The organism is Diplocloster agilis, assembly GCF_019042275.1.
Taxonomy (GTDB): Bacteria; Bacillota; Clostridia; order Lachnospirales; family Lachnospiraceae; genus Diplocloster; species Diplocloster agilis.
In genome coordinates this window covers 88,985-99,254 of the sequence record NZ_JAHQCW010000020.1, presented here as the reverse complement: position 1 = coordinate 99,254, position 10,270 = coordinate 88,985, and the positions used below count along the sequence as shown (strand labels likewise).

The following is a 10,270-nucleotide window of genomic DNA, read 5'->3' as shown; positions in this document are numbered from 1 at the left end:
CCCGGCTTTTCGATTTCACTTAGCGTATTCCAGCGCAAGCCCTCCGCGCTCCCAGGGAGATACAAAAGAACCCGGCCGCCCGGAGCGTCCCCGGATACCGCCCGCGGTTCCAAGCCGTAAGCAGCAGACATACGAAGCCTCCGGGAAGAACGCAAAGTGAGTGCGACAGCCCCCCCTCAGCTATCCAAAACCTGTGCATATTCAGCTTCCGGCATAGGCCTGTAAAAAACATATCCCTGTACAAAGTCACATCCCATCCGTTTTAAATCCTCCACCTGATCCGAAGATTCAATTCCCTCGGCCACCGTGCGGATCCGGAATTTATGTACCAGCTCGATCACGCCTTCCACCACTGCCATATCCCGCTCCGGATCGCTGCTCATGTCAAAAAAGAACCGGTCTAATTTGAGGGTATCAATGGGCAGCGTCTTGAGCAGGCTCAAAGAAGAATAACCTTTTCCAAAATCATCGATGGAACAGGAAAAGCCTTCCTGCCGCAGCCGGTTCACAATCCGGGCCATAAGGAGCGCATTGTCGATGGCGATGGATTCCGTAAATTCAATTTCTAACAGTTCCGGCGGGATCTGGTACTGATCCCGTATATCCACGTATCGCTGTACAAAATCCTGATTGTAAAACTGCAGCCTGGAGACATTGACGGAAACCGGGAAAACCTGTTTTCCCTCCTTCAACCGGTCCCGCAAGAAACGGCAGACCTCCTCAAACACATATTGGTCCAGCCGGTCGATCATATATTTTCTCTCAAAGACCGGTATAAAACGGTCGGGCGGAATGATGGTCCCGTCTTGGGACTGCCAGCGCACCAACGCCTCCGCACATGCGATTTTATCAGTCTTAAGTTCCACCTTCGGCTGATAAAATACGGTAAACTCCCGCATTTCCAACGCTTTTAGCATCCGGCTTTCCACGTCCTTTTCTTCCCGCAGCCGTCTGCGGATGCTATCATCATAGTAGACATAATTTTGTTTAGTCCCGTTTTTTACCGTTTTCCGGGCAAAATTGGCCCGGTCCAGAAAACCATCAATCTTTAAATCCTCTATGACATCCCCCACACAGCAAATCCCGCAGCACGTGGGCACAGACTGCCGGTCATAGAAGCTGTGCATGAACTGTATGATTTTCCAATCGGCAGCCTGCTGACGCGCCGCCACTTCTTCTTTTTCCTGATAACGCAGAAGAAGAACGAAGTTATCTGCGGAAACACGGCCGCAGAGCTCTCCCTCCCGCAATCCTTCCAACAGGATCTCGCCGTATTTTTTTAAAATGCTGTCGCCATAGTTATAGCCAAACACATCGTTGATATATTTAAAATCCGAGAAATCCGTATAGACCACGGCCATTTCATCTTTTGGACCCTCATCCAGCAGATGCTGCGCCTCTTTCTTAAATTCCTCCAGCTTATAGACTCCGGTCAAGGTATCCCTGCGCGTCAGGTCATTTAGTTTCTGATTCGTATTTTCCAACAGCAGCAGTTTCCGGGAATAAGCCCAAAAAATAAACAGCCAGGTCAGCAGCATAATCAAAAGCATAACGGCGCAGATCGCCAGAAGCATACGGGTCTGATGCGCCGCGTATTCATCCGCGGCAAAAACGGTATCATTGGCCTTTTCAAAGTATTTTTCGCTGAGATCCAGAAGCGCTTCCTCATTTTCATCCGCGCTTCGGTAGGAGGATATCATTTCTTTTATATCTCCCCACATACGGCTCAGCTCATACAAATTTTGCCGGTACGTTTCATCCTCCAAAAGCGGGAGTCCATATTCCCCATTTCCGGTGTTCAGTTCGTTCAGAATTCCATCCAGGTACTCTATGAGAGGATCGTTCGGACGGTTCTCCAATTCCAGTTTTACCAGCCGCTGGGTGGCGCCCCGGACGATGCCCACATAATTGATTAACCGGCTGTAATGCTGAGACTGCACGATGGTATGAAGTGTAATGCTGCCAAATAGTACAAGCAAAGCAAACAGTACCGCCAGTCCACGTTTCAAAAATTGCTTCATGATTGCCCTCCATGCGTGCATTTTACCGCCTGTTTTCTGCGCTTTTGCTCATACATCTTCCCGTCTGCGGTTTTAATCAATTCTTTCCAATCCGTAAATTCCGCACTCTCCACAACTCCATAGCTCAAAGACAAAGTATAGGGATACTCCCCGGCGCTTGCCGATTTTTGCAGCCTTTCGTTGATCAGATCCACTCTTTGTTCGGCCGCAGCCGCCCCCATTCCCACGAACAGGGCCAGGAACTCGTCGCCTCCGTAACGGTATAGTGAATCCATTCCGCTTCGGCAGGCACGGCGGATCTCCTCCGCTGCCGCCCGGATATAACGGTCCCCCTCTTCATGTCCGTACCGGTCATTGACATTTTTAAGGCCGTCCAGATCCAGAAAGCACAGGGAAAAACCGGATTTCTGATCCATCAGGGAAGCCAGCGTTTCTTCCGCGCACTGCCTGTTGTATAGCCCGGTCAGCGTATCGAGAAAGGCCTGATGACGCAGATATTCTTCCTCCCGCTTCTGTTCTTCCAGCTGCCGTTCAATCTGCCGGTTCTTTTCCCGGTAATCATCCAGCACACAGATTCTCCAGGTATAGCGGATAGCAATATAAAACCCCACGACGCAAAACAGACAGGATTTTATGCTCCAAAGCTTCAGCAGCAGGTCATTGAGCGGTGTGGAATACAACAGCAGATTCAAAAACAGATAAAAAAACAGCCCTGCCATCATCTCCAGAATAAAGGAAAGATTCTGCCGATGCTTGAGAATCAAACGAATTCGCCCAATCAACACCGGCCTCCTGATAATCCGCATGGCCGCCCCTGCCAGTACAAAACCAAGCATGACCGGAAATCCTTTCAGATTGCCGATGTCCCGCGTGCGGTTATCGAAGTTCTGCAAAGGCAGGTTCAGCAGGATCGCTATTACGCTGCGGCAGAAAATATTGACCGCAAGTCCGCATATAATTCCCAGCAATGTGCTGAACATAGATCCTATTTTATTTCCCTTATTGTATAGAAGCGTTTCCAAAAACAGCAGGAACGCGAAAAAAAGCCAGTTAAAAATCAGCGAGAATTCCAGGAGGCTGCAGGCAATAAAGTATGCATAGTTAACAATAAAGCCGAGATAGACGATTCCCCTTCGCAGGCGGGGTATTTCCCCAATGTCGGTTAACAGGAGGAAATACTGACTATGAAAATAAAAATAAGCTGCCGCCGTCAGCAAGATCAACAGCATTGTCTCCACCTCCCCCTAACTTTCTCTGGCCTGTTTATCCTGGTACATCGCCAGGTCCGCACTTCGGAAAATCTGCTCCACGCTGTGGGCGTTACGGCCGGAAACATAGAAAATGCCGTAGCTAAAAGAGTACGGCGGATGAAACTCCTCCGATAATCGGGAACGGATGGCCTCCATACGCTCTGCCGCCTTCTCTTCCTCACACCCCGGAAGCAGGACGACAAACTCATCCCCGCCCACTCTGGAGAAGATATCAGTCTTGCGAAGCATCCGGGAAAACTCTTCTGCAAACCGGCTGATATAGAGATCTCCCGCCTCATGCCCTTCTTTATCGTTGATCTGCTTCAGGTGGTCGAGATCAAGATAAACAAAAGAAAACGGCTTCTTCGCTTTTAATAAAAACTCCGTCTGTTCCAGCACATATCTGCGGGTAAAAACCTTTGTCATGGGATCCCGCTCACTCCTGCTGCGCAATTTGGCCGCATCCTGCTTCTGCTGTTCCAGCTTCTTCATCAGGCTGCGGTGTTCCTCCTCCACATAATGCTCTTTCAGCAGGTTATAGAGATGTTTAAGAAAACGTATTAGGTAAAATTCGAGCAAGACGGTACTGCCAACCAAGAACAGCGGCAGTAACCGCCAGTCAATGCTGGATATGCACAGCACACTGTCCACCAGTAAAAAGGCATTGCAAAACCAGAGAAATATGAGAAACGGCCGTACTTCCGCGCTTTCAGCCTGGGTGCGGAATACCTCGCCCACGATATCCGTATGAGGTATCAGCAAAGTAAGCAGACTGTTTGCCGCCAGTACGCTGCAGATCGTGAGTATCCGCCAAAAAGGCTGCCGGAGTAGTTCATTCATCGGCATCCTCAGAATCAGGGAGAAAACCCCAATCAGAATCATGTGCAGAGCCATGGACGTCAAGTGAGAAAGATTGACCAAAATAAGCTCCTTGGTATGTCCCATATTTTTACGATCAATACGGAACACCTTTTCAAGGAAGGCCAGAATATACACAAGGGGCAGCGGAATATTGAACATCCCCCACCCCAGGAACAGCAGCATAGGGAACAGATACACGCTGATTCGGTACCTGACACTATGGTTAGGCTGGTATCCCAAAGCTTTCATGGCCGGATAGCTCAAAGAACCATAAAATAAAGACAGGCAGACGGGCGCTAACAGACCCCAGCCTATATAAATAGGAAATGGCAATGGACTGCCTCCTTTCCATTCAATCCCAAGAGGCCGCGCAAGGGTCCATGGACTTCTTTATTAATTGCTCGAAATCACCACAGGGCATCGGCCTGGCAAAGTAATATCCCTGCACATAGTCACAGCCGATTTCACGAAGCCGTTCAAGCTGTTCCCTGGTCTCCACCCCTTCCGCCACAACGCTAAGGCCCATGAACCGCGCAAGCTCCATAATAAAACGCAGGATGCCCTGATTCATCGGCTTCGCCGTCTCGTTCTGCATAAATCCCATGTCCAGCTTTAAGACATCTAACGGCATTTGATTCAGCATATTCAGCGAGGAATATCCGGTTCCAAAATCATCCATCTCAATGACAAATCCGAGCTTTTTCAGGGAGTTCACCGTTTCGATAATCTGATTGGGATCATCGGTGTAAGCGCTTTCCGTGATTTCTAAAGGAAGGCGCGAAACATCCAGTCCATGCTTTTGCACGATCTCCAGAAGAGTGTTCCCCAGGTCTTCCTTATAAAGGTCCGCTCTGGACACGTTCACGGAAATGTTAAGCGGAGGGAGTCCCTGGTCATCCCACGCGCGCATTACCGCGCAGGCGCTGCCCCAGACAAACTGATCCAGGCTTGTGATAAAACCGTTCTTTTCAAAAAGAGGTATAAAAGATCCCGGCTGCTGCATTCCCCACTCCGGATGATTCCACCGGACTAAAGCCTCGGCCCCGGCCAGACTGTCACCCCGCAGCCGGTATTTGGGCTGCAGGTAAATCTCAAACTGTCCTTGCGTCAGCGCGGTTTCCATCTGATCCGTTATCGTCCGTTCCTTTACTAACTCATTGCGCAGAGCGTCATCATAACAGGCAAAATATTTTCCGTACTGGCCTTTTATACTCCGGGCAGCTAGGAGCGCACGGTCGCACATCTTTTCCGCCGGAAGGGAACTGTCCTCCACCGCGTAAATTCCCCATTTCATCACAACGCTTTTCGCGCAGGGCAGCGTGTTCAGGCGGCTGGTAAATTGGGCAAACATGTCATTTGTATACTCCCATTGATGTTCCAGCAGACAAACGAAACGGTCCGCATTGAGATGACCGCATATTCCGTAATCTCTCACCAAATCTTTGTACATCCCGGCTATTTCCCGAAGCAGACGGTCGCCGTTTGGAATCCCGAAGATATCATTGATCAGTTTAAAATTTTCAATATCCGAGCAGATAATATCATATTTCTTATCCGAATGCTCGGCCAGAATATCCATCACCCGCCGGTAAAAAAATTCTTTGTTATAAAGCCCGGTCAGCCGGTCGTATTGAAGCTGGTTGACCATAGCGGCATTTTCCCGCAGATTGATGATGTTCGCCACCCTGTGCAGGATAATCTGCGGCTTATAGGGCTTGACCACAAAGTCCGTCGCCCCTTGGGACAAGGCGGCCACCTCATCCGCATCACTGTCGCTTTGGGTGGTGACGATCACAGGGATGGAGCGGCAGGCGGGATCTGTTTTGATTTTCGACAAAAAGGTATATCCGTCCATAACCGGCATCACGATGTCCAGCAGAATCAGCGAGATTTCCGCACCGCACTCTTTCAGTAACATAAGCGCTTCCAACCCGTTCGACGCTTCCAATACCTGATACTCCTTGGATAATATCTCCTTTAGAATCTCCCGATTGATCTGATTGTCTTCCACAACCAATATTTTTCTCTGTGACATCATAGCCTTATCTCCGTCCTGGATATGGATCGTCTATACCTTACAAATTACTATACAGTATAACAATATCAGCCTGAAATAGCAACAGTTTGAAGGCATACCAGGGCTTTTTGCCTATCCAAAACTTGATATTTCCAGGTAACTGTGGTACGCTAAAGCAAAAATAAACAGGTTCTAAACAGGGAAAGGACCGGAAAAACAGTGTTTCCCCATACCTGTATGTGCTGTGAAACGCACAATGGAGGCAAATATGAGTACAATGAATTTGACATTGTTGACAGATTTTTATGAACTGACAATGATGCAGGGGTATTTCAAAAACAAGGCGAACGAGAAAGTAATCTTTGACGCGTTTTATCGGACAAACCCTTCCAATGGCGGTTACGCGATAGCGGCAGGCCTGGAACAGGTGATCGATTATATCAGGAATCTGACTTTTTCCGCTGAGGACATCGATTATCTGCGTTCCGTGGGCAGTTTCGACGAGGATTTTCTGGATTACCTGAGTACCTTCCGTTTCAGCGGCGATATCTATGCCATCCCGGAGGGTTCGGTCGTATTTCCCAGGGAGCCTCTGATCAAGGTAGTGGCTCCGATTATGGAAGCCCAGCTGGTGGAAACCGCGATTCTTACGATTATCAATCATCAGAGCCTGATCGCCACAAAGGCCTCCCGGGTCTGCTACGCGGCCAAGGGGAACGGCATTATGGAATTCGGACTGCGGCGCGCCCAGGGGCCGGACGCCGGAATCTACGGCGCCAGAGCCGCCATGATCGGCGGCTGTATCGGCACTTCAAACGTGCTGGCCGGACAGCTGTTTGACGTTCCGGTGAAGGGTACCCACGCCCACAGCTGGATCATGAGTTTCCCCGATGAATATACCGCATTTAAAAAATACGCCGAGATGTATCCGAATGCCTGTACTCTGCTGGTAGACACCTATGATACCATCAAATCCGGGGTACCCAACGCGATCCGGGTATTTACGGAAATGCGCGAAGCCGGAATCCCGTTAAAGAATTACGGAATCCGCCTGGACAGCGGCGACCTGGCCTATATGTCCAAGAAAGCGCGCAAGATGCTGGATGCCGCCGGCTTTACCGATGCGGTAATCTCCGCGTCCAGCGATCTGGACGAGTATCTGATCGACAGCCTGAAAACCCAGGGCGCCCAGATCACCTCCTGGGGTGTCGGCACCAACATGATCACTTCCAAGGATTGTCCCGCCTTCGGCGGCGTCTATAAACTGGCTGCCATTCAGGCGGAAGACGGAACCTTTATACCGAAAATTAAACTGTCTGAAAATACGGAAAAGATTACCAATCCCGGAAACAAAACCGTCTACCGGATTTATGAAAAGGACAGCGGCAAGATCAAAGCCGATCTGATCGCCCTCGTGGACGACAAATTTGATCCCGCCCAGGATCTGAAGATTTTCGACCCTATCGAGACCTGGAAGAAAACCACGTTAAAGGGCGGAACCTATGTCATGCGCGAGATGATGACCCAGATATTCAAAGAGGGCCGGTGTGTCTATGAATCCCCGAAGGTTATGGATATCCGCGCCTATTGTCAGGAGGAGCTTAATACCCTGTGGGATGAGGCCCGGCGTCTGATCAACCCCCACGAGGTATACGTGGACTTAAGCAACCGCCTGTATGAAATCAAAAGCCAGCTTCTGGAGCAGATGAGCCAGTCTTGAGAAGCCTTGAAATGAAAATCTGCCGTCAAGGCATAACGGGATGCAAAAACTGCATCCCGTTTTTTGTACCCTTTTGTCCGGTCAACACCCCGTCACGGTTCTTCCCCGGGTTTGGGTATGCCCGCTGCTTAAGGGCCGGGATGCTCCGGACAGCCGGATTCATTTGTGTCTCCCCGGGAGTGCGGAGGGCTTGCGCAGTGTATTTTCCGGGTTTGTTCCGCATATAATGGATTTAAATCCTCACGAAGGAGGTATTCCTTTGTATAAAAATTACGATATCCTGGTCAATAAGACGAACCGCCTTCCGGAAGATTATGTTCCCCCGGATTTGCGAGAAGTCCGCATTCCCTTTGACGCTCCTCCCGGCGATCCCAAAAAACAGATGCGCGAGGAAGCGGCCAGGGCCGCAGAGGCTTTGTTTGCGCGGGCTGCCGCCTCCGGTATTACGCTGTATGGCATCTCCGGTTACCGTTCCTATGAAAGACAGGCGCAGATCATCGCGGACCGGCTAAAAGAAACCGGCCCGGTACATGTTGGTAAATATATCGCCCCGGCCGGAGGCAGCGAACACCAGACCGGTCTGTCTTTGGACGTATCCTGCGAGGCGGCCGGGCTTGATCTTGTGGACGGATTTGCCGACACACAGGAAGGAAGATGGCTGAAACGCTTTGCGCCCCTCTACGGTTTTATTCTGCGTTATCCGCGGCATAAAGAAGAAATAACCGGATATGCCTGGGAACCCTGGCATATCCGGTATGTGACAAAACCGCTTTCCATGTATCTGACCAAGACGGATCTGACCCTGGAAGAATATCATAATCTGAAAACCTCTATCAGCGGAAACTGTCAGGCAGCTGATGGTGATGGAGTTGGCTGATGACCTGATCAATCCGCCTTTTCGGTTCGTCTCCCTCTCCCGGCCGGCTCACGTAGCTTAACAATTCCTTCTGCTTTTGTTCCGGCAAAGACGCGTAGCAGTTCATGGCTTCCAGATCCATAGCCAGCGACATGGTAAATCCGATCGGCAGTTCTCCTTTAAGCATAAGGCACCTCCTATTGTTCCATCTGCCGGCCCAGGAAACCCGCCGCCGACATGGCCACTTTTTGTTCTACTTCTCCCATTTTCACTTTGGCATCCCTGCTGAACAGTATGACGGCTCCTATGGCGTCACCCTCGCAGATGATGGGGCTGACCACCTGGGCCGTATACTCTTCAGAATCTTCCGCCAGAATCTTGATGCATTTCCGGTTGTCTTTGCTGGCCAGCAGGGTTTCACGCTCGTCAATCATGCTTTCCAGCTGTTTGCTGATTGGCTGTTCCATAAATCCTTTTTTGGATCCTCCGGCCACCGCGATGATCATATCCCGGTCCGTGATGCACACGGTATGACCTGTCGTATGGGCCAGTGATTCCGCATACTGTTTCGCGAACAAACTCAGCTCGCCTATAGGCGAATATTTCTTTAATATGATTTCACCTTCACGATCCGTAAAGATTTCCAGCGGGTCACCTTCACGGATCCGGAGTGTTCTTCGAATTTCCTTAGGGATTACCACGCGCCCTAATTCATCTATTCTTCTTACTATTCCGGTCGCTTTCATAATGCCATTTTCCTCCATTTTACTTTTATCATTTAATCAACTTGTACCTTCAATGATGCTATTATCTGTAAAACGAGGGAAATTATTCTCAGAATCGACTCTTCTTTTTGTTGAATCAAATCGAAATTCTTCATACGTTACACAAAAAAGTGTGTTGGAATGATTTGTTTTTTTCGTATATAATAAAAAAGGAAAAACATAGGTAGGATTTCAAGCGAGGCGGGAAATGATAAAGATAAAAGGAAAAATAGCGATATGGTTTTGGCTTCTTGTGATCGCCGCCAACGCGATTACCCTATACGAGCTGTTGATGGATCCGGACAGCCTGTTGGTTCTTGCGGCGGTTCTGATTATGATAAATCTCATATTTTTACCGATCCTGATTCGGAACCGGGTAGAAATCCGGGATGATAAACTTTACCTGTATTTCGGCTTTTTTAAAGACAGCATGGAAATAGCTTCGATAAAAGAAGTGCGGAAAACGCATAATCCCATCTCTTCCAGCGCAGCCTCCCTGGACAGGCTCCTTATCCGGGGGCCCCGGCAGGAGATGATGATAGCCGTGGTGGATAAGGAATTACTGATACAGGAATTAAAAAAGCGTAATCCGTATATTGTAGTGTTTGTGTGAAAATAAATTGATTGATAAGTGTAATTTACTATAAGGCGAATTTTTCTATGAATCATTTAATAGATTTCCAATTATCTCGTTAGATGTTCTTATATGCCGGTATAGCCCTTAACTTCGGGCTTTTCCGGCATTTTTCCTATCGGAAGAACCTCACAAACATTCTTATTA

Annotated in this window: 9 protein-coding genes; 3 read left to right on the top strand and 6 right to left on the bottom strand. The window is 49.1% G+C overall.

The genetic code is table 11. The annotated features are described in order from the left end of the window. Window positions 1-176: 176 nt before the first annotated feature. From KTH89_RS12975 to KTH89_RS12960, 4 genes are read right to left on the bottom strand one after another with little or no spacing between them, the layout of a single operon-like run. Window positions 177-2,021: a putative bifunctional diguanylate cyclase/phosphodiesterase gene (locus KTH89_RS12975; RefSeq protein ID WP_238721985.1), complete on the bottom strand. Its 1,845-nt coding sequence runs from the start codon at window positions 2,019-2,021 to the stop codon at window positions 177-179. Then, on the bottom strand, window positions 2,018-3,250 hold the full coding sequence (locus KTH89_RS12970) for a GGDEF domain-containing protein (RefSeq protein ID WP_238721984.1): 1,233 nt from the start codon (window positions 3,248-3,250) through the stop codon (window positions 2,018-2,020). Before KTH89_RS12970 ends, KTH89_RS12975 begins: the two co-directional genes overlap by 4 nt. Before the next feature lie 15 nt (window positions 3,251-3,265). Continuing rightward, window positions 3,266-4,465 (bottom strand): GGDEF domain-containing protein, encoded by a 1,200-nt coding sequence (locus tag KTH89_RS12965; RefSeq protein ID WP_238721983.1) that lies wholly within the window; start codon window positions 4,463-4,465, stop codon window positions 3,266-3,268. A gap of 19 nt (window positions 4,466-4,484) precedes the next feature. Next, the gene (locus KTH89_RS12960; RefSeq protein WP_238721982.1) at window positions 4,485-6,170 is read right to left on the bottom strand and encodes a two-component system response regulator; all 1,686 of its coding nucleotides are present in this window, start codon (window positions 6,168-6,170) and stop codon (window positions 4,485-4,487) included. A 247-nt stretch (window positions 6,171-6,417) separates the two neighbouring features. Here KTH89_RS12960 and KTH89_RS12955 point away from each other — a divergent pair, with 247 nt between their 5' ends. Then, window positions 6,418-7,869, top strand: a complete 1,452-nt coding sequence (locus tag KTH89_RS12955) for a nicotinate phosphoribosyltransferase (protein ID WP_238721981.1) — start codon at window positions 6,418-6,420, stop codon at window positions 7,867-7,869. A 259-nt stretch (window positions 7,870-8,128) separates the two neighbouring features. After that, window positions 8,129-8,746: a M15 family metallopeptidase gene (locus KTH89_RS12950; protein ID WP_238721980.1), complete on the top strand. Its 618-nt coding sequence runs from the start codon at window positions 8,129-8,131 to the stop codon at window positions 8,744-8,746. Here the strand turns inward: KTH89_RS12950 and KTH89_RS12945 are convergent. Both KTH89_RS12945 and spoVT read right to left on the bottom strand, forming a co-directional pair. Continuing rightward, complete coding sequence (locus KTH89_RS12945) at window positions 8,703-8,912, bottom strand: hypothetical protein (protein ID WP_158346114.1); 210 nt, start codon at window positions 8,910-8,912, stop codon at window positions 8,703-8,705. The genes KTH89_RS12950 and KTH89_RS12945 overlap by 44 nt on opposite strands. Before the next feature lie 10 nt (window positions 8,913-8,922). Continuing rightward, window positions 8,923-9,471: a stage V sporulation protein T gene (gene spoVT, locus KTH89_RS12940; RefSeq protein WP_158346112.1), complete on the bottom strand. Its 549-nt coding sequence runs from the start codon at window positions 9,469-9,471 to the stop codon at window positions 8,923-8,925. 226 nt (window positions 9,472-9,697) lie between these two features. On the opposite strand from spoVT, the gene KTH89_RS12935 reads away from it, so the two are divergent. Then, window positions 9,698-10,102, top strand: a complete 405-nt coding sequence (locus tag KTH89_RS12935; RefSeq protein WP_238721979.1) for a PH domain-containing protein — start codon at window positions 9,698-9,700, stop codon at window positions 10,100-10,102. The last annotated feature ends 168 nt before the right edge of the window (window positions 10,103-10,270 follow it).